The following is a 24,845-nucleotide window of genomic DNA, read 5'->3' on the forward strand; positions in this document are numbered from 1 at the left end:
CCGTCCGACAGCTTTCAAAAGGCCCAGATCGCGCGCGGAGATTGAGCGTCTGTGCGCCCCATCTCGCGAGAAGAGATGGAGGACGTAACTGAAAGGCCGATGCACCACTCACGCCGTATTATTCAACGATTGCTCCCGTGCCGAGGGCTTCAGTCCGTATCGGTACGGTCTCACACCGACTCAGGCGATCGTCTTCCCGCCACGACTAACGCGACTACCAACGTAAGGGTCGTCTAGGTGAGAAATGCCGCCCATGATTCGACCTCCTCGTCCGAGGCCTCTCCAAACTTCCGGTAGCCTCAAGTATTCTGCCGGCTTGCCTATCGAGCCCTTTTTTGGCGGCGAGGCGAAAAGGCCTCTCCCGAAGAGAGGCCGGCGCTCCGCGCGCTTCACTCAATCTCTTCAACGGGCGTATACGCCAATCCCTGGGATTCGGCGACGGCGGGATGGGTAACGTATCCCCGATATGTATTGACGCCCATCCGCAGGCCCGGATCGGAACGAATAGCGGCCTGAAATCCCAGCGAGGCGAGCTTCAGGGCATAAGGGAGCGTCACGTTCGTCAGCGCAAATGTGGATGTGCGCGGGACGGCGCCCGGCATGTTCGCAACGCAATAATGCAGGACGTCATCCACGAAGAAGACGGGATCGCTGTGTGTCGTCGGGCGCGAAGTCTCGGCGCATCCCCCTTGATCCACGGAGACGTCCACGATGACGGCTCCTTTATGCATGCAGGAGAGCATCTCACGGGTGATGAGCTTGGGCGCCGCAGCTCCCGGGATCAAAACGCCGCAGATGACCAGATCCGCATTCTCGATGGCGTTCCAGATGTTGTAGGTGTTCGAAACGAGCGTGCGAATCTGACTTCCGAAGATGTCATCGAGGTATCGCAGCCGATCGAGATTTCGATCAATGACGGTCACCTGCGCGCCCATGCCGACGGCGATGCGCGTGGCATTAGTGCCAACGACGCCCGCACCGAGGATGACGACTTTCGCCGGCAGGACGCCGGGGACGCCACCGAGTAAGACGCCGCGTCCACCATGGATCTTCTGCAAATACGTTGCGCCGACCTGCACGGCCATGCGACCGGCCACTTCGCTCATGGGCGTGAGAAGCGGTAACCGTCCCTCACTATCGGTGATCGTCTCGTATGCAATAGCCGTGACCTTGCGACGGAGCAGCTCGCGCGTCAACTCGGGAGCCGGCGCCAGGTGCAGATAGGTGAAGAGGATCTGCCCCTCGCGCAAGCGGTCGTACTCGACCGGCAGGGGTTCCTTCACCTTGATGATGAGATCGGCGCGTGCCCAGACTTCGGCCGGATCTTCCAGAATTTGCGCCCCGGCATCCTTGTACTCTTGATCGGAGATGCCACTGCCTTCTCCAGCTCTCGCCTCGATGTAGACGGTATGCCCTTCTTCGCAGAGCGCCTTCACGCCTGCTGGAACGAGGCCGACGCGATATTCATCTGGCTTGATCTCCCTCGGAACGCCGATGATCATGAGCACCTCCTTCGGATATGCCCGCGAGAGGAAGCTCGCCCCGAGCGCGCGCGGATCGAGCTTCCTCTCCACGGGATCACGCGCGATCGCATCAAGACGGGATCACGCTCAATTCGGCCGTGTCAATTTGCGCCCGCTGCAATCGGCCACTGTAGTCAATATAGACGGCCTTCCACTCCGTGAACAATTCGAGCGCTTGCACGCCTGCTTCGCGATGCCCGTTGCCGGTCTCCTTCGTCCCCCCGAATGGGAGATGCGTCTCGGCGCCGATCGTCGGCGCATTCACGTAGAAAATCCCCGTGTACATCTCGCGCATAGCGATGAACGCCTTATTGATGTCCTGCGTGTAGATGGCCGAGGAGAGCCCATAGCGCACGTTGTTCCCGATCTGAATAGCCTCTTCCAAAGAGCTGCACGGGATCACGGAGACGACCGGTCCGAAGATCTCCTCTTGGCAGATGACCATGTCCGGATGGCAATCGGCGAAGATCGTGGGCTCGATGAAGTATCCGTGGGCGTATTCGCCGTGCGTCAACCGATTCCCGCCGCACATGAGCTTGGCGCGATCTTGATTCTTCCCGATCTCGATGTAGTGGAGGATGGACTGCACTTGGGCTTCGTTGATGATCGGCCCCATCTCCGTGCGCTCGTCGAGCCCATTGCCGACCCGAAGCGCGCGCGCCCGCTCGACGAATTGCGCGAGGAATTTCTTGTAGACCTTCTTGTGCACGACGATGCGGCTGGAGGCTGTGCATCGCTGTCCGCTCGTGCCGAACCCACCCCAGATGGCGCCGTCCACGGCCAGATCCAAATTGGCGTCATCCATGACGATGATGACGTTCTTCCCTCCCATCTCCAGGTTGCATTTCTTGAACGACGGGGCGCACGCCTCGGAGACCTTGCGACCGATCTCCGTTGAACCGGTGAAGGAGACCAAGCGCACATCGGGGTGAGTCATGAGCGGCGTGCCCACGTTCGATCCCGAACCGGTCACGAGATTGACGACGCCTGGTGGGACACCGGCTTCCTCGCAGGCTTTCACGAGATTGTAGACCGACAGGGGCGTATCCGTCGCCGGCTTCATCACCACGGTATTGCCGCAGAGGATCGCGGGCATGAGCTTCCACGCGGGGATCGCCATGGGGAAGTTCCAGGGAGTGATGATCGCGCACACCCCGACGGGCATACGAACGGACATCGCGAATTTGTTCGGGAGCTCGGAGGGCGTCGTCTGCCCATAGAGGCGACGCCCTTCGCCTGCCGTGAAGTAGCAGATGTCAATGGCCTCTTGCACGTCGCCGCGCGACTCTTTGAGGATCTTCCCCATCTCGCGCGTCATGTCGCGCGCGAAGGCCTCCTTGCGCCGGATCAGGATCTCTCCCAGGCGGAACATGATCTCCGCGCGCTTGGGAGCGGGAACCAAGCGCCACTTGTCATATGCTTCGCGCGCGGCGGCGACAGCGCGCGCGACGTCCTCGGCGTTGGACTTCGGGAAGAGGCCAATGAGATCGCGTGTATCGGCTGGGTTCCGATTCTCGAAATACTCCCCCGTGACCGAAGGGACCCATTCTCCGTTGATGTAGTTGAAGAAGCGCGGAGCTGCCGCCGTCCGAATCGCCGGCGCCCCCTTCGCCGTTTTCGTTCGAGCGATCACTGTTTTCGCTTTCGCCATAGCTCTCCCTCCTTTGGAATTGGGACTTCACTCGCGTGGATGACAATTCGTACACGCGAATGCTGCATCTCGCCATTTCTGCGGATGGGACGGGCGAAGCGGATACGACGCGGTTGGATTCTCCGGATCATGACAGGTCAGGCAATCGGAGCGAGTCCGCGCCGCGCGATGCGATTCATCATGCGGCAACGGAGAGGGCGAGACGCGAGGTCTTGTGGAGAGGAACACGAGGAAAAGGATGACGCTCAACACGAATCCGGCAAAGATGACATCCGCCCGCTTGATCCGCATCGTCCGCCCCGGTCAATATATTACAGCCGACGCGACAGAAGCAAGCGGACGCCCCCCTCATCGCCGCAGGGGGACGGCGCGATGACGGGCAATGAACAAGGCGCGGCGCAATCGGCTGAAGAACCCTTCCCGTCCCCGTCGAAGGAGCCTTTGACAATCGGGCAGGCGCTTTCGCGCCGCTTCCTCTCCCGCTCGAATCAGCTCATCGGCGTGTTCCAACTCATCCCAAGAGAAGGTCGCCACATCGGGCGAGATGAGCACATCGGCATGTTCGGCCATGTAGGATTGCGCGGTGAAAGAGAGGATGGCGAGCGCCTGCGTATAAATCTGGAAGGCGTTTCGCGGCGGCGCCTCCATGATGGGATAGGCGTTCACGTCCACGGCGATCACGCGTTCGGCCCCAAGCGTCATGGCCACGAGCGTGGGGAGGTTGGCGACGACGGCGCCATCCACGAGCATCCGGCCATCGTCATCGAAGACAGGAGTGAAATAGCCTGGGATGGCGCAACTGGCGCGGATGGCGAAGGCGAGATCGCCCGCGGTGAAGACGCGCATCTGTCCGGTCGCGATCTCCGTGGCGACGACGGCGAGCGGAATCCGCAGCTCCTCAAAACGTGTGACGGGGAAATGGGCGCGGATGAACGCCTCCATGCGACGCCCGTCGCGCAGGCCGAGCCGCGAGGGACGGAACCGCCCGAGGTCGCTCCACCGAATGTGGCGCGCCATTTCGATCATGCGCTCGATGGAGATGCCGCTCGCGTAAGCGCCTCCAATGAATGCGCCGACGCTCGTCCCAACGATCAGATCAATAGGGATCTCGGCCTCCGCGAGGACCTTCAAGACGCCGATATGCGCTAATCCCTTGGCCCCTCCCCCACCGAGGACGAGCCCGATCTTCGGGCGACTCTTGGATCGGCGTCGTGTCCCGCTCATGGAGCGCGAGGCGATGACGCGACCTCATTCGCGCGCCATCGCGGCCAAGACAAGGGCGAGCGATTGGAAGAGCGCGCGGCCATCGGAGCTGCCGAGGATCTCCTCCGAAGCGCGCTCCGGATGCGGCATCATTCCCAAGACGTTCCGCTCCCGATTGCAAATGCCCGCGATGTTGTCGAGCGATCCGTTGGGATTGGCGGCGTCGGTCACTTGTCCATGCGCATCGCAATAACGAAAGACGATACGATTCTCGCGCCGCAGCTCGGCGAGCGTCTCCGGATCGCAGTAATAGTTCCCTTCCCCGTGAGCGATCGGGAGCTGCAACACCTGGCCCCTCCGATAAAGGTGCGTGAAGGGGGTATCGGTCGCTTCGACGCGCACGTGCACGAACTGACAGAGGAATCGGCGACCGCGATTCCGCATGAGGGCGCCCGGCAGCAGGCCGCTCTCGCAAAGGATTTGGAAGCCATTGCAGATGCCGAGCACGAAGCCCCCGCGCGCGGCGAACTCCCGCACGGCGCCCATGATGGGGCTGAAGCGAGCCAGCGCTCCCGCCCGCAGATAGTCGCCGTAAGAGAACCCGCCAGGCAAAATCACGGCATTGTACTCGCCGAGCGACGTTTGCTCGTGCCAGATGAAATCGACCGGTTGACCAAGGACCTTGCTGATGACGTGATAGGCATCATGATCGCAATTGGATCCGGGAAAGACGACGACGCCGAATTTCATGCCGATCCCCCCTCGATCTCGACCCAATATTCTTCGAGCACGGGATTGGCGAGCACATCGCGCGCGAGCTGTTCCAAGAGAGCGCGCGCTTGTTCCTGCGAGATATGGTCCTCCAGCTCGATCTCGAAATATTTCCCCTGTCGAATCTCGCGGATGCTCTCGTATCCTAAGGTCCGAATGGCGTGGTGAATCGCTTGACCTTGAGGATCGAGGACGCTCTTCTTTAAGCGGACGTGGACGGTCGCTCTCATGATGGCTGTCCTCCCTCTCGCTCCGGTCGAGCGGCCGTTTCGCCGAAGACGCGGCGGAAAACGGCATCCACGTGTCGCAGCGCGCGATCCCAGCGAAAGAGGGCGTCCAGATCTTCGGAAGTCAATCGCGCGCGGATCTCGGGATCCGCACGCACCAGCTCTCGAAAATCGACGCCTTCGTCCCAGGCGCGCAAGGCGTGGCGCTGTACGATCTCGTAGGCCTGTTCCCGCGAGAGACCACGCTCGGTGAGGGCGAGCAGCAGCTCGCCGCTGAAGATCACGCCACGCGTCGCTTCCAAATTCGCCCGCATGCGCTCGGGGAAGACGACGAGCCGATCCAACAGCTCCGTCGTGCGATGGAGCAGATAGTCGGTGAGGATGCAACTCTCTGGAAGGATCAGGCGCTCCACCGACGAATGCGAGATGTCGCGCTCGTGCCAGAGGGCGATGTTCTCCAACGCCGCCTGCAGATTGGCGCGCACCACGCGCGCCAAGCCGCAGATTTGCTCAGCCACGATGGGATTCCGCTTATGGGGCATGGCCGATGATCCTTTTTGTCCTTCGGCGAAAAACTCCTCGGCCTCGCGCACTTCGGTGCGGTGCAGGTGTCGGATCTCCAGGGCGATCTTCTCCAGACTGGAGGCGATGAGCGCGAGCACGGCGAGGAATTCGGCATGGCGATCGCGCGGGATGATCTGCGAGGAGATCGGTTCGGGCTGCAAGCCCAGGCGGCGGCACACGGCTTCCTCCACCCCCGGATCCAGATGCGCGAAAGTGCCGACAGCTCCTGAGATCTTCCCCACGCGAATCCGCTCGCGCACTTGAAGCAAGCGCTCCCGATTCCGCATCGTATCGGCGTACCACAGGGCGAGTTTCAGGCCGAAGGTGATGGGCTCGGCGTGCACGCCGTGCGTGCGTCCGATCATGGGCGTGTCTTTGAACTCGAACGCGCGGCGCCGAAGGACTTCCGCCAACCGCTCCAGCCGCGAAAGGAGCATATCGGCCGAATCGCGAAGCAGCAGCGCCAATGCTGTATCCACGACGTCCGACGAGGTGAGACCATAGTGGATATAGCGGGCATCGGGACCGACAGTTTCGGCTACAGCCGAGAGGAAAGCGATCACATCATGTCGGGTCGTGCGCTCGATCTCCTGAATGCGCGCCAGATCCACGCGAGCGTTCGCGCGAATGCGCTCCAGGGCTGACCGGGGAATACGTCCGCGTTCGGCGAGCACCTCGCAAACGGCCAGCTCGACCTCGAGCCATTTGCGAAACTTATTCTCCTCGCTCCAAATGGCCCCCATTTCGGGCAGGGTGTAGCGCGGGATCATAGCTCGATCCACTCGCTCGGTCGGTCGTGCGCGGCAATACGGATGCGCCGCTCGGCCTCGCGGGCGAACTGAGACCCCCGCGCCGTGAGCGCCTCCACCGCCGCCAGACGCGCCAACTCCGGATGATTGTTCGTCCGACTCAAATGCACGAGCACAATGAACTCGGCGCGCCCATCGAAGTCCTCGCGCAAGAAGCGCGCCATCTCTTCATTGGAGAGATGGCCATGCCGGCTGAGGATGCGTTGCTTGACGCTCCACGGATACGGTCCGTTGCGCAACAATTCCAGATCATGATTGGCTTCGAGGATGAGGACATCCGCTCCCTTCACGCGCTCGCTGACCAACTGCGGGATATAGCCGAGATCGGTCACATATCCCACCTTCACCCCCCCCGCTTCGATCGTGAAGGCGAGCGTATCGGCAGCATCGTGCGGGACGGAGAAGGGACGGAACGTCATCGGCCCGATCTCGAACGGGCACTCAGCCTCGATGTAGGTCACAGCGGTGATGGGATCATCGGGATTCATGCGGTTCCACATCTCACAACTCGCCCGCGAGATGAAGATCGGGATGCCCAAAGTGCGCCCCAGCCGCGGGACGCTCCGAACGTGATCCGTGTGTTCGTGCGTGAGGACGATGGCGGAGATGCGAGAGAGATCTTCCCCGATCTCCCGAAGCCGCCGCGCCAACTCGCGAGCTGAGAATCCGGCATCCACAAGGACGCGCGTCGTGCCGAAGACGAAGAGCGTCGCGTTCCCCGAACTGGAACTTCCCAAGATGTTGATCCGCATCCCTCCCTCCGAATCGCCTCGCTCAACACGCCAGCCGCTCGCGATCCACGCGCACACTGTCCAATCGTCCCAAAAGGACGAGAGCCAACGCCTCGGTTTGAAAGATCTCCTGCGCGAGCCGTTGGACGTCGCTCGTGGAGACGGCTTCGATGCTCTTGAGGATCTGGTCGTAAGTCGTTTGATGGCCGAAGTAAATCTCCTGCTGCGCGATATGAGCCATGCGCGCGCTGGAGGATTCGAGACTGAGCATGGTCGCCGCTTTCGCCTGCTCCTTCGCCCGCTGCAACTCCTCAGCAGGCACCGGCTCGCGCTTCAAGCGACGAAGTTCCGCGACAATGAGATCGAGGACACGCAGCACGTTCTTCGGCGACGTCGCCGCATGAATGAGGAGCAGCCCCGTATCGGAGAAGAGCATAGTCCCGGCGCTCGTCGCATACGCCAGACCATGATCCTCGCGAATGGTCTGGAAGAGGCGGGAACTGGTCCCTCCGCCCAAAATGGAACTCAGCAAGAGGACAGCGTGCCGATCCCGCGACCGCAGGCCGGGACATTGCGCGCCCAACAGAATTTGCGTCTCCGAGAGCTGTTCCTTCTCGTGCAAGACGATCTGAGGAGAAGGCCAGGGGGTCGTGTCGCGAGGACGCATTCCGCTATCGGGGATATGATCGAAATAGCGCGCCGCCAATTCGACCAAATGCTCGTGTTCGACCTGCCCCGCCGCGGAGACGATGAGATTCGGCGGCGTGTAGAGCTGCTGGAAATACTGCAGGATCACTTCGCGCGTGAGCTGGAAGAGCGTTTCCTCAGTCCCCAGGATCGGCCGTCCCAAACGATGCTGGGGCCAGAAATTTCGCAGGAAAAGCTCAGTGGCCAGATCATCGGGCGTATCCTCGACGAGCCGCATCTCTTCCAAGATCACCTGTCGCTCCTTCTCGATCTCCTGCGCGTCAAAGCGGGGTGCGGTCACCAGATCGGCCAGCAGATCGAAGGCACGCGGCAGATGCTCGTCGAGGATCTTCGCCGAATAGGCGGCGCATTCGTGGCTGGTGAAGGCATCGAGTGTCCCTCCCAGCCAATCCGACTCTTCCGCGATCTGGCGCGTGCTCCTCCGCTCCGTCCCTTTGAAGACGAGATGTTCGATGAAGTGCGTGATCCCCGACTGTTCCATCGGTTCATGCCGGGATCCGGCGCGCACCCAAATACCGAGGCTCACTGAGCGAAGGTGATCCATGCGCTCGCTCACGACCGTGAGCCCGCTCGCGGTCACCGTCTTGCGAATCCGCCGCATACGACTCGCCTGCTATTCGAGAGGCTTGAATGCTAGCATGAGGCGGAGTCGAGTCGCAACGGGCTCAGCACGATGCCTTCTCTCGCTCGAGATGCTCGTTGCTCTTCGCTCCGAGAGTGTGAGATACTATGCCCTCTCACGCGATGCCAAGACAAAGGAGGAGAGGATGAATCGAGAGCATACCGTGTCAGGACGTCTTCCCGTCCCTCCCTTGACCCAACTCTCCGAGGAAGAGGAGCTGTTCCGACAGAGCGTCCGGCAGTTCGCCGAGGAACGCGTTCGTCCCCTAGTCAAGACGATGGACGAAGAGGGGAAGTTCGACTCGGGACTCCTTCGAGACTTCTTCAAACTCGGCCTCATGGGCATCAATGTCCCGGAGGAGTACGGCGGCGCCGGCAGCAGCTTTTTCATGGCCGTGCTCGCCGTCGAAGAACTCTCGCGCGTAGATGCCTCTGCCGGCGTCGTCGTGGATGTGCAGAACACGCTCGTCAACAATGCCATCACGCGATGGGGATCGCCGGAATTGAAGGCGAAGTACCTGCCGCGATTGGCGACGGACACCGTCGGCGCGTACGCGCTCTCGGAAGCCGGAGCGGGCAGCGATGCCTTCGCCTTGCAATGTCGCGCCATCGAGCGAGGGGACCACTACGTGTTGACGGGGCGCAAGCTCTGGACAACCAACGCTATGGAGGCCAACCTCTTCATCGTCTTCGCCACGGTCAATCCCGATCTCGGCTATCGCGGCATCACGGCGTTTCTGGTCGAGCGCGACTTCCCCGGATTCGCCGTGGGGAAGAAGGAGGACAAGCTCGGCATTCGAGCCTCCTCGACGTGCGAACTCATCCTGGATGAGGTCCCAGTGCCCAAGGAGAACATCCTCGGCGAGGTGGGTAAGGGATACAAGGTGGCCATTGAGACGCTGAACGAAGGACGCATCGGCATCGGCGCGCAGATGATCGGCTTAGCTCAAGGCGCGCTGCAATGCGGGATTCAATATGCCAAGGAGCGAAAGCAATTCGGTCGCCCGATCGCGGAATTCCAAGCCATTCAATTCCTGATCGCGGAGCTGGCGACGGAGCTGGAGGCCGCGCGCTTGCTCGTCTACAACGCGGCCCGCTTGAAAGATGCCGGCCTGCCCTTTGTGAAAGAAGCGGCGATGGCCAAGTATTACGCGTCGGTGGTGGCCGAGAAGGTCACGTCCAACGTCATTGAAATTTACGGGGGCTACGGCTTCACCAAGGACTATCCGGCCGAGAAGTACTTCCGCGACTCGAAGATCGGCAAGATCTACGAAGGGACGTCGAACATGCAGTTGCAGACGATCGCGAAGATCTTGCTTGGAGAGCGATGATCAAAAGCCTTCGTCTCGACGCAGGAGCCAATCGGCGCGAATCGCCGCCAGCAGCTCCTGACGCGTGACGACGGCCGTCCCGAGTTTCGCGATGACGACGCTGGCGGCGTAGTTGGCCAGTTGCGCGGCTTCGACAGGATCAGCGCCGGCGACGACCGAGAGACTGAGCGCGGCCATGACCGTATCGCCGGCTCCAGTGACATCATAGACTTCGCGCGCGACTGTTGGAATGTGCTGCACGAATCCCTCGCGGGAGAAGAGGCTCATCCCGTGCTCGCCACGGGTGAGGAGGACGTACTCGCTATCCACCAAGCGTTGCAGCTCGCGTCCGGCCTCCAGGAGCGAGACTTCATCGGTGATCTCCCGCCGGGTCACGGCCTCGGCTTCCCGTTGATTGGGCTTGATCCACGTCACCGGCCGATAGTAGGGGAAGTTCCGAACCTTCGGATCGAGGAAGACGGGAAGCTGTCGCTCGCGCAACTCCGGCAGAAGCGCCTCCAACAGCGAAGGCGTGATCGTCCCCTTCTCATAATCGGAGATGATGACGCCTTCGACCGACTCTAACCGATCGCGCACGATGGCGAGAAGACGGCGCGTGAGGGCTTCCGAGAGCGGCGTTCGACTCTCGCGATCGGCGCGCACGACCTGCTGATGCTGGGCGAGGATGCGCGTCTTGACGGTCGTCGGGCGCGTCACGTCGGTCAGGAGATCCGCCTCGAGCGATCCATCCGCGAGCAACGCCCGCACGCGTTCGGCCGCTGCATCTGCGCCCGTCACGGCGACAAGAAGCGGTCGGGCGCCGAGCGCGACGAGATTGCTCGCCACGTTGCCCGCTCCTCCCAAGCGAAACGATTCGTGCTCAATCTCCACGACGGGAACCGGCGCTTCCGGGGAGATGCGCCGCGCCTTTCCCCAGAGGTATTCGTCGAGCATGAGATCGCCGAGCACAAGCAGGCGTCGGGCGGCGAATCGGTGCACGAGAGCTTCCGCCCGCTCAGGCGTCACACGCTCTGAAAGCCTTTCGTCTGACATCGCGAACCTATGGCGACCGATCCCATTCGGCGACCGAGGCGCGCACACTGGGTTCCCCCGCGATCGAAGCGAGCACGCGTTCGATGGCTTCGATCACCTGTTCGACGCGGACATGCCGGATGCGTTCCTCCGGCGGGAGAGGGACGCCGAGATGATCGCGCGTTGCATGCACGATGGCGGAAGGTGCCGCCCCCCAGGGCCGCCAGACCGTCGGGTCCGACGCGCCGAAGATCACGACGGTCGGGCAACCGACAGCGGCCGCGATGTGCGCTGGCCCGCTATCGTTGCCCACAAAGAGCGCGGCTTGACGAAGCAGCGCGATCACTTCCTTCAACGTCAGGTCGGTGACGGGATGAGCAGCCATGCCGGCGAATCCTTTGACGGCATCGGTGATATGCCCCTCATGCCGTGCAGCGATGATGATGGAGGGCAACTCGTGCTTAGACGCCAAGTATTGCACGACCCGAGCGAACTTGGCGGCGGACCATCGCTTGGCCTCATGCGTGGCTGCCGGATGGATCACGGCGAAGGGACCGCGCAAGCCCATCTGCCGCAATCGCCGATGCACGCTCATAACGGCTTGCTCATTCGCCCGCAACGAGGACGGCGGAGCGGAGGAGATAGGAACGCCGCACCATTTCAAGAGCCCCAACTGCTGCTCGGCCGAATGGATCGCTGACTTCTGCCAGATTTGCGATGGATCGGGCGCCCGCCGAGTGTGCAACCAACTGTAGCGATAACCGCGATAGCCGATCCGCTCCGGCGCCCGACTCAGGAACGCCAGCAGGGTCGCCGTCGTCCCCCCGTGCAGATTGAAGACGACATCGAAGGCGCGTTCGCGCAACCGCTGCGCCAGTTGCCATCGGCGTACCCCATCGCTCCACCATCGCCCTTCCCGTTCCAAGACGATCACGTCGTCCACCTGCGGGTGATCCTCCAACAGTGGGGCCGCGAGGACTTCACTGAGGACGCTGATTTGTAGCTCGGGTCTCCACGCCTTGAGCGCGGCCAGGCATGGGGTCATCAGCACCGTGTCCCCGATCGAACGCAGCCGGATCAGCAGGACGCGCCGAATTCGATCCCACGGCAGTTCCGCATGAGTCGCGCGATTTGATCGTGCCATGATCCCCCCTCGATGCTCGTTCTCGCCTGAGCTGTCACCGCGATCGCTCTCATCGAAGACCGGCCCTCGCGTTCACTCCTGCCACAGCGCTCGCTCTTCCGCGCGCGCCTCCTCGATGAGCATCACGGGGATGCCTTCTCGAATGGGATAGACGCGAAGGCAGATGGGGCATTGAAGGCCTTGCCCATCCGCCGTCAGACGAACCTTCGCCTGCTCATTCATCTCTCGCACGCAGGCAGGACACGCCAAGATCTCCAAAAGCTCCGGCTTGATGCTCATCGCTCGTTCCTCTTCCGAAGACCTCTCGGAGCTACTCTATCACGCCCCCCTCGGCTTGTCAAAAAAAGGGCTCAGGAGCGGAAGAGCGCCGCCGTCCGGCTCCGGCCGAGCATCTCGCTGGCGATCTCGAAGACGCGCTCGGTGGAGCACGCCGCCAAGGCCTCCCGTTCCACGAAGCGATGTTCCTCCCCCAGCGGTCGCCGCGTGCGCGCGCATCCGAGCATGAGCGTTGGGACACCAAGTGCCGCCGCGAGATGTCCCGGCCCCCCATCTCCGGAAACCACGAGCGTACAGCGCGCCAGCGCCGATGCCAATTCGCGCAACGATCGCGCGCGCCACGAGAGTATCCCTCGGGGAGCGCGCGCTCGTCCCCACGCGCTCCGACCCACATCAATTGGGCGAATGCGAAAATGCTGCACCAACCGATGGGTCAGATCGAGGAATCTCTCCAACGGCCACATAGCCGCGCCCGGATCGGCCTCCGGCGCAATGCCGACCAAAAGCTCTCCCGTTTCGACGCCACGAGCGCGCAACCAGCGTTCGAAGCGCTCATCCGTAGCGGGATCGGTTCGCAGTGCGGGCACGCGAGCCGTGGGCGTGATGTCGAGCGCACGCAAAGCGTCCAGGTACCGATCCGCGCGATGCCGCTGTGGATCATCCGGCCGGCGCCAGACGTTGAAGAAAGCTCCCGCGAGCCCTTCCGGCGACAGCGCGGCCAATCGGACGGGCACGCGAGCCGCCAACGCGAGCAGGATCGTCTCCCTCGATGGACGAAAATCAACGGCCAATTCGTACCGCCGCCTTCGGAATTCCCGGACCGCGTGGAGGACCTCCCACATATTCCATGGCAGAAGCCACTCGGCCGGTCGCTCGCTCCTGATCAACCAGATGTCCGAGACCGCGCCACTCAATGCGAGCAACTCGCCTCCCCACGATGTCGCAAATGCCGTGATCCGCGCCTCGGGGAAGCGCTCGCGCAGCGCCGCACAGGCCGGGAGAGCGAAGACGACATCGCTCATCCTCCCCCAGTGCAGTAGGAGGATGCGCGAGAACGTGCGCGCTCGCGAGACCGGTCTCATCGTCGTCGTGTCGTCAACTCGAAAGATGGATAGGGCGCGCCCGCTCCCAGTGCTTTCAACTCCTCGCGCATCCACCGTCGCAAACAGGAGCGCACGCGCGCCCGAAAGTACGAGCCGCGCTCGCTCGCGTGATGGTCCACTAGCAGCAGCAATCGCTGCCACGATTGCTCCAAGCAATCGGCCACGCGCGAGATCCGCGTGATGTCGTAGGGAATGGCGATAGCCTCTGCACCGATGCGAGCGAAGATCGCTAAGTAGCGGGCAATGGCCAAATCCGGAACCAACACGCGGCGTCCATCCAACTTCACTTCGATGCCGAGCAGCGTATGAATGATCTCCACGTGTCGCGCTCCGGCGGGACAATTCAAGGCATAACGACGCGTGCGATCCGCGAGGACCTGTTGATGATAGATCGTGGGGATCCAGGCTTCGCCAAGAGCTGCCTTCACGCGCGCTGCGACGCTGTGAACTGTCTCTGTCGCCATGACGAACGACCTTCGTAATCGTAGGCCGCGCCGAGCGATGACGTCAATCGAGGGCGATCGTTCCTCACGCGCCTTGCACTCCGGTTGCTCAGCCCGCACTTTCTTGACAATTCCAGACACGGCTCTTATAGTGCTTATCGAATGGCAAACGACGCGCGGATGAAAGGTACAACCGTCCTCTGCGTTCGCCGCCATGATCGCGTTGTCATGGCCTGCGATGGGCAGGTCACATTCCAGGACACGATCCTCAAGCATCACGCGCGCAAGGTCCGTCGGCTCTACAACGATCGTATCCTCGCGGGATTCGCGGGCTCGACGGGAGATGCTTTCGCGCTCTTCCAACGCTTCGAGAGCAAGCTCGAGGAATTTCGCGGGAACTTGGGTCGAGCGGCGGTGGAATTGGCGCGAGATTGGCGCACGGATCGATACCTCCGCCATCTGGAGGCATTGCTGATCGTCGCCGATCGGGAACGCTCGCTCATCCTCTCCGGCAGCGGGGAGGTCATCGAGCCCGATGATGATGTGGCGGCGATCGGCTCGGGCGGACCGTACGCGCTGGCGGCGGCTCGCGCCCTGCTGCGGCATACGACGCTCTCGGCGCGGGAGATCGCCGAGGAAGCGTTGCGCATCGCGAGCCAAATCTGCATCTACACGAACGAGAATTTCACCATCGAGGAGTTGTGAGCGAGGTATGGTGATTTATCTCTCCAGCGAGGTCGAGACGCTCCCCAAACTCGATGAGCTGACGCCGCGTCAGATCGTCGAGGAGCTGGACAAATACGTCGTCGGCCAAATGGCCGCCAAACGGGCTGTCGCCATCGCCCTGCGCAATCGGATTCGCCGGCAGAAGCTGCCGCCCGATCTCGCCCAAGACGTCATTCCCAAGAACATCCTCATGATCGGGCCGACGGGCGTCGGCAAGACGGAGATCGCACGTCGCTTGGCCCGCCTCTCGAATTCGCCCTTCCTGAAGGTCGAGGCCTCGAAGTTCACCGAGGTTGGATACGTCGGACGAGATGTCGAGTCCATGATCCGCGATCTCGTGGACGTGGCTGTGGACATGGTGCGCGCCGAGAAGATGCAGGAGGTCGCCGATAAGGCGGAGCAAAATGCGGAGGAGCGACTGTTGGACCTCCTGCTCCCCTCGGGACGCAAGCGGAAGACGCGACGACAGGCGCTCGGTGATTTCCTGGAGGAGGAAGAGAACGAGCCCGCGCTCCTGGAAGAGGGGACGGACTTCGAGCAATTGCAGCGCACGCGCGAGAAGTTGCGCCAACTCCTGCGCGACGGCAAGCTCAATCATCGCATCGTCGAGATCGAGGTTCGCGAGCGCTTCTTCCCCGGGCGCTTCGAGATCATCACGAGCCAGGGCGTCGAGGAGATGGACATCGCCATCCAGGAGTTGATCCCCGGCCTGTTCGGCCCTGGTCGCACGAAGAAGCGGAAGATGCGCGTGGACGAAGCCATGGAGTACCTCATCCAAGAGGAGGAGCAGAAGCTCATTGACATGGAGCAAGTCGCGCGCATCGCCTTGGAGCGCGTCGAGCAATCGGGCATCATCTTCCTGGACGAGATTGATAAGATCGCCGGCCGAGAATCCGGACACGGCCCGGATGTCTCGCGCGAGGGCGTGCAGCGTGATCTTCTCCCCATCATTGAAGGAACCACCGTCAGTACCCGCTACGGCACGGTGCGCACCGATCACATCCTCTTCATCGCCGCTGGCGCTTTCCATGTCACCAAGCCCTCTGACCTCATTCCCGAGTTGCAGGGCCGATTCCCAATCCGCGTCGAGTTGGATCCGCTGACGGTGGAGGATTTCAAGCGCATTCTCACTGAGCCGAAGAACTCCCTCATCAAGCAGTACACGGCGCTTCTGGCGACTGAGGGGATCACGCTCGAATTCACGCCGGATGCTATTGATGCCATCGCCCAATTCGCCTACGCCGTGAACGAACAGACGGAGAACATCGGCGCGCGGCGCCTGCACACGATTATGGAGAAAGTGCTCGAAGACATCTCCTTCGAGGCGCCGGATTTGAAGGAGAAGCATCAGCGGATTGACGCCGAGTACGTGCGCCGCAAACTCACGGGCATCGTGCAGAATCAAGACCTCAGCCGCTACATCCTGTGACGATAGACCGGTGCATCGTCGGGCGACGCCGATTGGCTTCGTTGTTTCGCTCTCCCCTTCTCCTCCTCATGGGAGTGCTCGTCTCCGCCTGTGGAAAAGTCGGCGCGCCGCTTCCTCCGCTTCGCTCGCTTCCGGCTCGCCTCGAAGGCATGCGCGCCGAGCAGCAGGGCGATGTGATCCGGCTCATTCTGCCGCGCCCGAATCCGGAGGCGTTATCTGCTCGTGGGTTCGTCGTAGACCGCCTCGAGATCTATCGCGCTCTCGAGCCCCGAGGAGCCGTCGAAATCCCTTCGGAAGAATCGTTCTTCGAACGCGCGCGCCTCTTCGCCCTCCTCGATCGCCGGGAACTGGCGCGCTCGCCTGCCGAAGAGGTGCTCATCCTCGAGGACGGGCCGATCGAGGCGTTCGACCGCCGACGGCTCTATGCCGCGCGGTTGGTAGATACACGGGGACGATTCGGTCCGCTCTCGGACATCGTCGAGATCGAGCCCCAAGGCGATGTGCCCGTTCCCCCACACGCACTGAGTGCGACCGACGAAGCGCAAGGCCTCATTCGCATCACCTGGGCTCCCCCGACGCGCAACGTGGATGGTTCCACTCCGCCGAACGTCCTCGGATACAATGTCTACCGTCGCCGCGCGACCGATCCTCATTTCGGCTCGCCGCTCAACGGCACGACGCTCGTCACAGAGACGACGCTGCGGGATCGAGATTTCCAGTATGAGACGGAGTACATCTACATGGTGAGGGCCGTCGCTCCAGCTCGCGATGGGACGCTCATCGAGAGCCGCGATTCGACGCCGATTCGGTTCACGCCGCGCGACGTGTTCCCTCCGGCGCCTCCTGAGGGAGTGATCGCAGCTTCCGCGCAAGGGATCATCAGCTTGTTCTGGACGGCGAATCCCGAGCCGGATGTGGTGGGGTACTACGTCTATCGCGCGCCGTCGGCCGAAGCTCCGGAGTCGGCGTGGGTGCGACTGAACGCGCGTCCGCATCCGCTCACGACCTATCGCGACCAAACGGTCCGACCGGGCGAACGCTATGCGTACCGGATCACCGCGGTGGATCGTGCGGGGAACGAAAGCCGGCCCTCGACGATCGTCGTTCAGGAGGTGCTCTGAAATGCAGATCTGCCGATTCCTCGACCGTTCGTCGCCGAATCCGCATGAGGCGCGCTATGGCCTTGTGGAAGGAGAGCGCGTCGTCCCGATCAAAGAAGATCATCCCTTCGGGCCGATCACGCCCGATGCCTCGGCGGCGCTTCCCCTGGAACGCGTCCGCTTGCTCGCACCTTGCACGCCGAGCAAGATCGTAGCCCTTGGGCGAAATTATCGCGATCATGCCGCCGAGCTGGGACATGATGTGCCCACTGAGCCGCTCATCTTCTTCAAACCGCCGAGCGCAGTGATCGGCCCAGAGGAGACGATCCGCCTTCCGGCGATGTCCGCGCGGGTGGATTACGAAGGCGAATTGGTCGTCGTCATGGGCCGACGCGCGTATCGCCTCCGCGAGGACGAAGACCCCCTCGCGTATGTCCTCGGCTATACGTGCGGTAACGATGTGACTGCTCGCGATCTGCAGCGGCGCGATGGACAATTCGCGCGCGCGAAAGGCTTCGATACCTTCGCTCCCATCGGACCGGTGATCGCCACGACGCTGGATCCGGCAAATCTCCGGATCGAGACGCGCGTCAATGGCCAGGTGCGCCAGCGCGCCCGAACGAGCGATCTCGTCTTCCCCGTGCCCATGCTCATCCGCTTCATCTCGCAAGTGATGACCCTGCTGCCGGGCGATCTCATCTTCACCGGGACGCCCGCGGGTGTCGGCCCGCTCGCCGACGGAGATATCGTCGAGGTGGAGATCGAGGGCATCGGAACCTTGCGTAATTCGGTGCGCGCCGAGTAAAACGATCGGCTCACCGCATGCTGAAGCGTGGAGAGCAGCGCACAAGGAGGTGAACGATGAAACGACCGATCTCTGGGCTTCTGCCCCCAATCCCTACGCCGTTCGATGAAAGGGAGCAGGTCGCCTATGATCGTTTTCGCTCCAACATCGAGCGCTGGAACCGATGCGGCTACTCCGGATACGTCGTCATCGGTTCCAACGGCGAGTTCGTGCATCTCACCGAGAGCGAGCGATGGAAGGTGATCGAGACGGCGCGCGAGGCGATTCCCGGAGACATGCTCCTCATCGCCGGAGCGAGCTACAACGCCACGCGGGAGGCGGTGGAGTTCGCGCGGCGCGCAGCCAGCCTGCGCGCCGATGCGTTGTTGGTCGGGACCCCGCATTACTATCGCGACCAGATCACCTCGGTTGTCCTTTTGGATCACTACCGAAGGATTGCTGACGCCTCGCCCATCCCGATCCTCCTCTACAACGTTCCACAGTTCACCGGCGTCGCCATCGCTCCGGAGATAGTGGCCCGCCTAGCCGAGCATCCGAACATCATCGGGATCAAAGACAGCGGAGGGAATCTGGCAGTCCTCGCGGAGATCTTGCGTTTGGTGCCCTCGGACTTCAACGTCCTCACGGGATCGGCGGCGTTGCTGCATGCGGCGATGGCGCTCGGCGCAAAGGGTGGGATTCTGGCCGTCGGCTGCATCGCGGCGAAGATGTGCTTGGAGATCATGCGCCTTGCGCGTGAGGGTGACGCCGCACGAGCGGCCGACTTACAACTTCGACTGCTGCCCGTTGCGCGCGCCGTCACCACGCAGTTCGGGATCAGCGGGTTGAAAGCGGCGCTGGATCTGCTCGGATTCTATGGCGGCCCGCCGCGTGCCCCACTTCCGGTACCGGATGAGAAAATGCGCGCCGAGATCCGCGCCATCCTGCGCGCCTCGGGGCTCTTCCCGGAGCTTGAAGACGCAGGCGCTCATGCCGTACCATAACCCCTTCGGCGCATCAGGCGAGGCGGACGCCGACTTGGCATCGGAGGAGGTCAGCATGAGTACGGTCCTCATCGAGAAGCGCGCCCCGATCTCTCACGGGCGAACCGATCTGCGCAAACGCAAGCCGAAACTCCTGGCTGTCATCAACGAGAATTGCACCGGATGCGCGGGCACGCCCGTGTGCGTCGAATATTGCCCGGTCGAGGCCTGTATGTTCTGGGTGCCCGATGAAGAACATCCGCCCTTCGGGCGCATCGAGGTGGATAAAACACTGTGCATCGGCTGCGCCAAATGCACGAGCAAAGGTCCCGATGGCACCTTCCTGGATGGTTGCCCCTGGGACGCCATTGATATGGTCCCGACCGAAGAGTGGGAGCGTCGTCGCGGGGTGAAATTGCCGGACACTCCGGATCGTCCGCCGACGGAGTGGGGCGTCGTCCCGAGCGAATACGTCTAGGCGATGACCGATCTCGCTCTCTCGGCGTCGAAACTGGCCGAGCTGCACGCGGAGATCATCGCGTGCCGGCGTTGTCCCCGCTTGGTGTGGTGGCGCGAAGAAGTCGCGCGCCGCAAACCCAAACGCTACCGGGAATGGGAGTATTGGGCCCGACCCGTACCCGGCTTCGGCGATCCCGCTGCTCGACTCCTCATCGTCGGACTCGCCCCGGCTGCTCATGGCGCGAACCGCACCGGGCGCATGTTCACGGGCGATCGGAGTGGAGATTGGCTCTACCGCGCTCTTCACCGCTTCGGCTTCGCCGATCGCCCGGAGTCCCGATGGCGGGATGATGGCCTCCAACTGCGCGACTGTTACATCACGGCCGCGCTCCGATGCGCCCCTCCACAGAATACACCCAGGCCGGAGGAATTGCAGAATTGCCGCCCCTTCCTCGAACGCGAATGGGTGCTGCTCAGAAACATACGCGTGATCATCGCCCTAGGACAGATCGCCTATGCGACCCTCCTCAAGGTCTTCCGCACCACCCATGCTCCGGAAGCGAAAGCGCCTCGCTCGTTCCCACGCTTTCGACACGGATTGGAGCTGGTCTTGACCCCAACGATGACGCTTTTGGCCTCATTTCACCCGAGCCAGCAAAATACCTTCACGGGGAAACTCACCGAGCCGATGTTCGAGGCGATCTTCCGTCGAGCCCGCGAGCTGGTGGAGGCGCGAGGAATCCACTTTCCTCCCGGCTGGCACGAAGAGGGGTACACGCCTTGACCCATTCCCGCGCTCTCCTTAAAATGTTTTCGTAGCATCTCGCTCGATGGGAGGAACACTCTTACGGCTTCTACTCGTGGCACCAAAATGCGCAGAAGGGGGCGGAGACGTCTGAAGATTTGCTTCATCAGCACGTATCCGCCGCGTGAGTGCGGGATCGCGACGTTCACCTATGATCTCTGCCACGCGATCATCGAGAACCACGCGAACGTTCACGCATCGGTCATCGCCATGACCGATACGCCGGAGGGTTACGATTATCCCCCTGAAGTGGTCTTCGAGATTCGGCACAATCGCCTGAGCGATTATCGGCTGGCCGCCGAATACACGAACCTCTCCGGCGCCGACGTCCTCTGCCTGCAACACGAATTCGGGATCTTCGGCGGACAACAGGGCCGATACATCCTCGACTTCCTGGAGTCGCTTCGAAAGCCGATCGTGACGACATTGCACACGATCCTTTTCAATCCTCCACCGGGATATCGAGAGGTTCTCACCGAGATCGCTTGCGCTTCGGATCATCTCGTCGTGATGAACAGCAAAGCCATTCCTGTCCTTCGGGATGTTTACGGCGTCAGCGAGGAGAAAGTCAGCCTCATTCATCATGGCGTTCCGAACGTCCCCTTCGTGGATCCCAACTACTACAAGGATAAGTTCGGCGTCGAAGGGCGACTGGTCCTGCTCACCTTCGGCCTCTTGAACCGGAACAAGGGGATCGAGATGGTGTTGGAGGCCTTGCCGGAGGTCATCGCTCGACATCCCGAAGTCGTCTACATCGTACTTGGAGCTACGCATCCGGTCGTGAGGCGGAAAGAGGGCGAAGAGTATCGCCTCTGGCTCCAGCGACGCGTGCAACAGCTCGGGCTGGAGGAACACGTCCTCTTCTTCAATCGGTACGTGGAACTGAGCGAGCTCTGCGAGTTCATCGGGGCGTGCGACATCTACATCACGCCATACCAATCCAAAGAGCAGATCGTCAGCGGAACGCTCGCATATGCCGTCGGCATGGGGAAGGCCGTTATCTCGACACCGTACTACTATGCTGAGGAATTGCTCGCTGAGAATCGCGGGCGACTCGTGGAGTTCGGCGACGTCGCGGGTTTGCGCGAAGCCCTTCTGGAATTGATCGAGAACGAAGCCCTGCGGCACCAGATGCGCAAGCGCGCGTATGAGTTCGGCCGGCAGATGATCTGGTCCGAGGTCGGCGCTCAGTATCTGACGCTCTTTGAGCGCATCTCCGCATATGCGCCATCCAAAGCCGTCACGCTCTCTTTGCATAAAGCCTTCAGCGCTGGTTACGAGCTGCCGGAGATCAAGCTCGATCACCTGATCCGTTTGACCGATGACACGGGACTGATCCAACACGCCACCTATGGCATTCCAGATCGGCGCTACGGGTATTCGACCGACGATGTCGGCCGCGCGTTAGTCGTGACGTTGCGGCACTATCATCAGTTCGGAGATGAGGCAGCGCTCTCTTTGGCTGTGCGTTACCTGAGCTTCCTTCACTACGCGCAACTCCCGAACGGGCACTTTCACAACTTCATGGATTATTCGCGCCGTTTCAGCGATAACGTGGGAACGGAGGATACGCTCGGGCGCGCTCTTTGGGGGCTGGGCGTCGCTATCGCCTACAGCCCGAATGAAGGGATGCGTGCGCTGGCCCGCGAGATGTTCGAACGAGCCTTCCCACAGATCACCCTGAGGCATCCGCGGGCGATTGCTTACACGATCTGCGGTCTCTATAACTTCCTCCGGCGCTATGACGGAGCGGCACAAGTGCGTCGCCGAGTAGCGGAACTGGCGACGCAACTTCTGGAGTTGTACGCCCAAAATCGGGCGGAGGACTGGCTGTGGTTCCACGAGGCGTTGACCTATGGGAACGCGAAGATCCCCCATGCCCTGCTTTTGGCCTATCGGGCGACGGGAGAAGAGGAGTTCAAGAAGGTCGGTCTCGAATCCCTTGATTTCCTGATCGCGCAAACCTATCGCAACGACTACTTCGACTTCATCGGAAACCAGGGATGGTATCGGCGCGGCGGCGAACGGGCGATCTTCAGCCAACAGCCCATTGAGGCCGGATATACGGCCGAAGCCTGCCTGACGGCCTTTGAGCTCACGCAAGAGCAGCGGTACCTACAATTGGCGCGGGCAGCGGCCGAATGGCTACTGGGGCGAAATCGGCTCGGGGCACGCCTCTATGACTTGAGCACGGGCGCCTGCGCCGATGGGTTGGAACCACAAGGTCCGAGTCTGAATCAGGGGGCGGAGTCGACGATCTGCTGCATGCTGGCCTTCTTGACCGTCGCGCAGCAAGAAGCCCAGCAGACCGAACGTCGGGGAACGCTCAGTAGAGCGCAGCTCTCGGCGGCCGTGAGCGCGGAGGAGCGAACACCAACCTTCGAGTGAAAGCATGGAATGGCGGGCCCCATCGTTGCTCTTTCGCCGGTATGAAGGGAACCCGATCCTCACCCCGGCGGATTGGCCCTATCCGGTCAATGCCGTCTTCAATCCGGGAGCCATCGAGCACGAAGGGGAGACGCTGCTGCTCGTGCGCGTTGAAGATCTCCGCGGCTTCTCCCACTTGACCCTTGCTCGAAGCCGAGATGGACGGACTAACTGGCGGATTGAGCCCCGACCGACACTCGAACCCGATCCGCGCTACAAGGAGGAATGCTGGGGGATCGAGGACCCACGCATCATCTGGCTCGCCGATCAGGAACAATACGCCATCACCTACGTCTCGTTCTCGCGCGGCGGGCCGCTCATCTCTCTCGCGCTGACCCGGGACTTCCGCCAATTCGAGCGCATCGGGCCGCTCCTGCCGCCGGAGGACAAAGACGCTTCGCTCTTCCCCCGCCGAATTCGCGACCGATATGTCTTGTTGCACCGGCCGATCATTCGGGGAGAAGCGCACATTTGGATCTCCACCTCACCTGATCTGCGCTATTGGGGCGAGCATCAAATCGTGATCCCTGCTCGCCCCGGATGGTGGGACTCGCACCGGGTAGGGCTTGGCCCTCCGCCGATCGAGACGTCGGAGGGCTGGCTCATCATTTACCACGGCGTGCGGGTGACAGCCTCCGGCAGCCTCTACCGTGTCGGTCTCGCGCTGCTGGATCTGGACTATCCGTGGCGCCTCGTTCGTCGCACCGAGAATTGGGTCTTCGCGCCGCAAGAGAGCTACGAACGGCATGGCGACGTCCCGGGCGTCGTCTTTCCGACGGGAGCCATCGTCGAACGCGAGACAGGCCAATTGCGCCTTTACTACGGCGCAGCGGACACAACGGTGTGCCTGGCTTTGGCGCCCCTCGACGAAGTCCTGGACTACTTGAAGCGCTGCCCTGCAGAAGCTTCTTCGGAAGCTCCATGCTGAGGATGCTCTCTCTGAGTGACCATCGCGAACTCCTCCGACAGCATCTAAATCGGTCGCGTAAGGAGCGATCACGCGATCGTTCGAGCTCACAGAGCGAGCGACCATTCAATCCACGTGCTGGAGGGATGGCGCATGAAGAAGAACAAGTTTCGAGAGCTCTTGCGACGCTACGAAGGCAATCCGATTCTGACGACGGCCGACTGGCCTTATCCGGCCAACAGTGTCTTCAACGCCGGAGCGACGCTTCTACCGAACGGCGAGACGCTCCTTTTGGTCCGCGTCGAAGATCGGCGGGGCATCTCGCACCTGACCGTTGCCCGCAGCCAAGACGGGATCACGAACTGGCAGATTGATCCGCAGCCCACGTTTCCCCCTGATCCGGAGCGATATCCCGAAGAGATATGGGGGATTGAGGATCCCCGCATCACTTGGATCGAGGAGTTGGAGCGGTACGCGATCACTTACACCGCCTTCTCGACGAGCGGACCGCTCGTCTCCCTGGCCTTGACGCGGGACTTCCGGGTCTTTGAGCGCCGAGGGGTGATCATGCCTCCAGAAGACAAAGACGCTGCGCTCTTCCCCCGGCGGTTCCGCGGCCGATGGGCGCTCATCCATCGCCCCATCTCCACCTATCCGACCAGTCGGGCGAATATTTGGATTTCCTTCTCGCCGGACCTCAAGCATTGGGGGGACCACACGGTCTTGCTCGAAGCCCGACAAGGAGCCTGGTGGGATGCGAACAAGATCGGTCTCTCCCCTCCCCCGATCGAGACGCCCGAGGGCTGGCTCATCATTTATCACGGCGTGCGTATGACCCCGGCCGGATGTCTCTATCGGCTCGGCCTCGCCCTGCTCGACCTCGAGGATCCCCGCCGTGTCATCCGTCGGAGCGACGAATGGATCTTCGGTCCCGATGCCCCGTATGAGCGCGTGGGCGATGTGGCCGATGTCGTCTTCCCCTGCGGGGCGATCCTCGATCCCAAGACGGGGGAGTTACGCCTCTACTACGGTGCCGCGGACACCTCGATTGCCTTGGCTATTGGCCAGGTGCGAGAGATGCTCGCCTGGCTTCTCCGAGGAGGATGAGG

24 protein-coding genes are annotated in these 24,845 nt (G+C 62.0%); 11 read left to right on the plus strand and 13 right to left on the minus strand.

Annotated elements, in window-relative coordinates; translation table 11 throughout:
- Positions 1-389: 389 nt before the first annotated feature.
- The 8 genes from ald to NZ746_00575 all read right to left on the minus strand — a co-directional run bounded on the left by ald (position 390) and on the right by NZ746_00575 (position 8,788).
- On the minus strand, positions 390-1,502 hold the full coding sequence (gene ald / locus NZ746_00540; GenBank protein ID MCS6815844.1) for an alanine dehydrogenase: 1,113 nt from the start codon (positions 1,500-1,502) through the stop codon (positions 390-392).
- Between the two features lie 91 nt (positions 1,503-1,593).
- Positions 1,594-3,174: an aldehyde dehydrogenase family protein gene (locus NZ746_00545; protein ID MCS6815845.1), complete on the minus strand. Its 1,581-nt coding sequence runs from the start codon at positions 3,172-3,174 to the stop codon at positions 1,594-1,596.
- 348 nt (positions 3,175-3,522) lie between these two features.
- Entirely contained in the window at positions 3,523-4,398 is an 876-nt protein-coding gene (locus tag NZ746_00550) for a patatin-like phospholipase family protein (protein ID MCS6815846.1), read from the minus strand.
- A gap of 24 nt (positions 4,399-4,422) precedes the next feature.
- Positions 4,423-5,127 carry a phosphoribosylformylglycinamidine synthase subunit PurQ gene (gene purQ / locus NZ746_00555; GenBank protein MCS6815847.1) on the minus strand — a complete coding sequence of 235 codons (705 nt, stop codon included), beginning with the start codon at positions 5,125-5,127 and terminating at the stop codon, positions 4,423-4,425.
- A complete protein-coding gene (gene purS, locus NZ746_00560; GenBank protein MCS6815848.1) occupies positions 5,124-5,378 on the minus strand; it encodes a phosphoribosylformylglycinamidine synthase subunit PurS in 255 nt (84 codons plus the stop codon). Before purS ends, purQ begins: the two co-directional genes overlap by 4 nt.
- Entirely contained in the window at positions 5,375-6,709 is a 1,335-nt protein-coding gene (purB, locus tag NZ746_00565; GenBank protein ID MCS6815849.1) for an adenylosuccinate lyase, read from the minus strand. The genes purS and purB overlap by 4 nt, the downstream gene beginning before the upstream one ends.
- On the minus strand, positions 6,706-7,500 hold the full coding sequence (locus NZ746_00570) for an MBL fold metallo-hydrolase (protein MCS6815850.1): 795 nt from the start codon (positions 7,498-7,500) through the stop codon (positions 6,706-6,708). Before NZ746_00570 ends, purB begins: the two co-directional genes overlap by 4 nt.
- Before the next feature lie 22 nt (positions 7,501-7,522).
- Positions 7,523-8,788, minus strand: coding sequence for an insulinase family protein (locus NZ746_00575; protein ID MCS6815851.1), 1,266 nt, complete (start codon positions 8,786-8,788; stop codon positions 7,523-7,525).
- A gap of 166 nt (positions 8,789-8,954) precedes the next feature.
- Here NZ746_00575 and NZ746_00580 point away from each other — a divergent pair, with 166 nt between their 5' ends.
- Positions 8,955-10,139 carry an acyl-CoA dehydrogenase gene (locus tag NZ746_00580; GenBank protein MCS6815852.1) on the plus strand — a complete coding sequence of 395 codons (1,185 nt, stop codon included), beginning with the start codon at positions 8,955-8,957 and terminating at the stop codon, positions 10,137-10,139.
- Here the strand turns inward: NZ746_00580 and rfaE1 are convergent, their stop codons facing one another.
- From rfaE1 to NZ746_00605, 5 genes are all read right to left on the minus strand, one after another.
- Complete coding sequence (gene rfaE1, locus NZ746_00585) at positions 10,140-11,144, minus strand: D-glycero-beta-D-manno-heptose-7-phosphate kinase (GenBank protein MCS6815853.1); 1,005 nt, start codon at positions 11,142-11,144, stop codon at positions 10,140-10,142. It lies immediately after the preceding gene.
- Between the two features lie 34 nt (positions 11,145-11,178).
- Entirely contained in the window at positions 11,179-12,294 is a 1,116-nt protein-coding gene (locus NZ746_00590) for a glycosyltransferase family 9 protein (GenBank protein ID MCS6815854.1), read from the minus strand.
- Positions 12,295-12,366: 72 nt separating this feature from the next.
- Positions 12,367-12,573, minus strand: coding sequence for a Trm112 family protein (locus NZ746_00595; GenBank protein MCS6815855.1), 207 nt, complete (start codon positions 12,571-12,573; stop codon positions 12,367-12,369).
- A gap of 71 nt (positions 12,574-12,644) precedes the next feature.
- On the minus strand, positions 12,645-13,652 hold the full coding sequence (locus NZ746_00600; GenBank protein ID MCS6815856.1) for a hypothetical protein: 1,008 nt from the start codon (positions 13,650-13,652) through the stop codon (positions 12,645-12,647).
- Entirely contained in the window at positions 13,649-14,137 is a 489-nt protein-coding gene (locus NZ746_00605) for a hypothetical protein (protein ID MCS6815857.1), read from the minus strand. The genes NZ746_00600 and NZ746_00605 overlap by 4 nt, the downstream gene beginning before the upstream one ends.
- Positions 14,138-14,296: 159 nt before the next feature.
- Between NZ746_00605 and hslV the strand changes: the two genes are divergently transcribed.
- From hslV to NZ746_00655, 10 genes are all read left to right on the plus strand, one after another.
- Positions 14,297-14,821, plus strand: coding sequence for an ATP-dependent protease subunit HslV (hslV, locus tag NZ746_00610; protein ID MCS6815858.1), 525 nt, complete (start codon positions 14,297-14,299; stop codon positions 14,819-14,821).
- 7 nt (positions 14,822-14,828) lie between these two features.
- Positions 14,829-16,271: an ATP-dependent protease ATPase subunit HslU gene (gene hslU, locus NZ746_00615; GenBank protein MCS6815859.1), complete on the plus strand. Its 1,443-nt coding sequence runs from the start codon at positions 14,829-14,831 to the stop codon at positions 16,269-16,271.
- Positions 16,268-17,392: a fibronectin type III domain-containing protein gene (locus tag NZ746_00620; GenBank protein ID MCS6815860.1), complete on the plus strand. Its 1,125-nt coding sequence runs from the start codon at positions 16,268-16,270 to the stop codon at positions 17,390-17,392. Before hslU ends, NZ746_00620 begins: the two co-directional genes overlap by 4 nt.
- Before the next feature lies 1 nt (position 17,393).
- Positions 17,394-18,176 (plus strand): fumarylacetoacetate hydrolase family protein, encoded by a 783-nt coding sequence (locus tag NZ746_00625; GenBank protein MCS6815861.1) that lies wholly within the window; start codon positions 17,394-17,396, stop codon positions 18,174-18,176.
- Positions 18,177-18,232: 56 nt separating this feature from the next.
- Complete coding sequence (locus NZ746_00630; protein ID MCS6815862.1) at positions 18,233-19,159, plus strand: dihydrodipicolinate synthase family protein; 927 nt, start codon at positions 18,233-18,235, stop codon at positions 19,157-19,159.
- A gap of 55 nt (positions 19,160-19,214) precedes the next feature.
- Positions 19,215-19,616 (plus strand): 4Fe-4S dicluster domain-containing protein, encoded by a 402-nt coding sequence (locus NZ746_00635; protein MCS6815863.1) that lies wholly within the window; start codon positions 19,215-19,217, stop codon positions 19,614-19,616.
- Positions 19,617-19,619: 3 nt separating this feature from the next.
- The gene (locus NZ746_00640; protein ID MCS6815864.1) at positions 19,620-20,381 is read left to right on the plus strand and encodes a uracil-DNA glycosylase; all 762 of its coding nucleotides are present in this window, start codon (positions 19,620-19,622) and stop codon (positions 20,379-20,381) included.
- A gap of 87 nt (positions 20,382-20,468) precedes the next feature.
- The gene (locus NZ746_00645) at positions 20,469-22,790 is read left to right on the plus strand and encodes a glycosyltransferase (protein ID MCS6815865.1); all 2,322 of its coding nucleotides are present in this window, start codon (positions 20,469-20,471) and stop codon (positions 22,788-22,790) included.
- A 4-nt stretch (positions 22,791-22,794) separates the two neighbouring features.
- Positions 22,795-23,757, plus strand: a complete 963-nt coding sequence (locus tag NZ746_00650; GenBank protein MCS6815866.1) for a glycosidase — start codon at positions 22,795-22,797, stop codon at positions 23,755-23,757.
- Positions 23,758-23,889: 132 nt separating this feature from the next.
- Entirely contained in the window at positions 23,890-24,843 is a 954-nt protein-coding gene (locus NZ746_00655) for a glycosidase (protein MCS6815867.1), read from the plus strand.
- The last annotated feature ends 2 nt before the right edge of the window (positions 24,844-24,845 follow it).

This window comes from Blastocatellia bacterium (assembly GCA_025055075.1).
Classification (GTDB): Bacteria; Acidobacteriota; Blastocatellia; order HR10; family HR10; genus HR10.

Bases quoted from the DNA above. Each gene is read 5' to 3' on its own strand.
- ald (MCS6815844.1), bottom strand. From the start codon at position 1,502: ATGATCATCGGCGTTCCGAGGGAGATCAAGCCAGATGAATATCGCGTC.
- NZ746_00545 (MCS6815845.1), bottom strand. From the start codon at position 3,174: ATGGCGAAAGCGAAAACAGTGATCGCTCGAACGAAAACGGCGAAGGGG.
- NZ746_00550 (MCS6815846.1), bottom strand. From the start codon at position 4,398: ATGAGCGGGACACGACGCCGATCCAAGAGTCGCCCGAAGATCGGGCTC.
- purQ (MCS6815847.1), bottom strand. From the start codon at position 5,127: ATGAAATTCGGCGTCGTCGTCTTTCCCGGATCCAATTGCGATCATGAT.
- purS (MCS6815848.1), bottom strand. From the start codon at position 5,378: ATGAGAGCGACCGTCCACGTCCGCTTAAAGAAGAGCGTCCTCGATCCT.
- purB (MCS6815849.1), bottom strand. From the start codon at position 6,709: ATGATCCCGCGCTACACCCTGCCCGAAATGGGGGCCATTTGGAGCGAG.
- NZ746_00570 (MCS6815850.1), bottom strand. From the start codon at position 7,500: ATGCGGATCAACATCTTGGGAAGTTCCAGTTCGGGGAACGCGACGCTC.
- NZ746_00575 (MCS6815851.1), bottom strand. From the start codon at position 8,788: ATGCGGCGGATTCGCAAGACGGTGACCGCGAGCGGGCTCACGGTCGTG.
- NZ746_00580 (MCS6815852.1), top strand. From the start codon at position 8,955: ATGAATCGAGAGCATACCGTGTCAGGACGTCTTCCCGTCCCTCCCTTG.
- NZ746_00590 (MCS6815854.1), bottom strand. From the start codon at position 12,294: ATGGCACGATCAAATCGCGCGACTCATGCGGAACTGCCGTGGGATCGA.
- NZ746_00595 (MCS6815855.1), bottom strand. From the start codon at position 12,573: ATGAGCATCAAGCCGGAGCTTTTGGAGATCTTGGCGTGTCCTGCCTGC.
- NZ746_00600 (MCS6815856.1), bottom strand. From the start codon at position 13,652: ATGAGACCGGTCTCGCGAGCGCGCACGTTCTCGCGCATCCTCCTACTG.
- NZ746_00605 (MCS6815857.1), bottom strand. From the start codon at position 14,137: ATGGCGACAGAGACAGTTCACAGCGTCGCAGCGCGCGTGAAGGCAGCT.
- hslV (MCS6815858.1), top strand. From the start codon at position 14,297: ATGAAAGGTACAACCGTCCTCTGCGTTCGCCGCCATGATCGCGTTGTC.
- hslU (MCS6815859.1), top strand. From the start codon at position 14,829: ATGGTGATTTATCTCTCCAGCGAGGTCGAGACGCTCCCCAAACTCGAT.
- NZ746_00625 (MCS6815861.1), top strand. From the start codon at position 17,394: ATGCAGATCTGCCGATTCCTCGACCGTTCGTCGCCGAATCCGCATGAG.
- NZ746_00630 (MCS6815862.1), top strand. From the start codon at position 18,233: ATGAAACGACCGATCTCTGGGCTTCTGCCCCCAATCCCTACGCCGTTC.
- NZ746_00635 (MCS6815863.1), top strand. From the start codon at position 19,215: ATGAGTACGGTCCTCATCGAGAAGCGCGCCCCGATCTCTCACGGGCGA.
- NZ746_00640 (MCS6815864.1), top strand. From the start codon at position 19,620: ATGACCGATCTCGCTCTCTCGGCGTCGAAACTGGCCGAGCTGCACGCG.
- NZ746_00645 (MCS6815865.1), top strand. From the start codon at position 20,469: ATGCGCAGAAGGGGGCGGAGACGTCTGAAGATTTGCTTCATCAGCACG.
- NZ746_00650 (MCS6815866.1), top strand. From the start codon at position 22,795: ATGGAATGGCGGGCCCCATCGTTGCTCTTTCGCCGGTATGAAGGGAAC.
- NZ746_00655 (MCS6815867.1), top strand. From the start codon at position 23,890: ATGAAGAAGAACAAGTTTCGAGAGCTCTTGCGACGCTACGAAGGCAAT.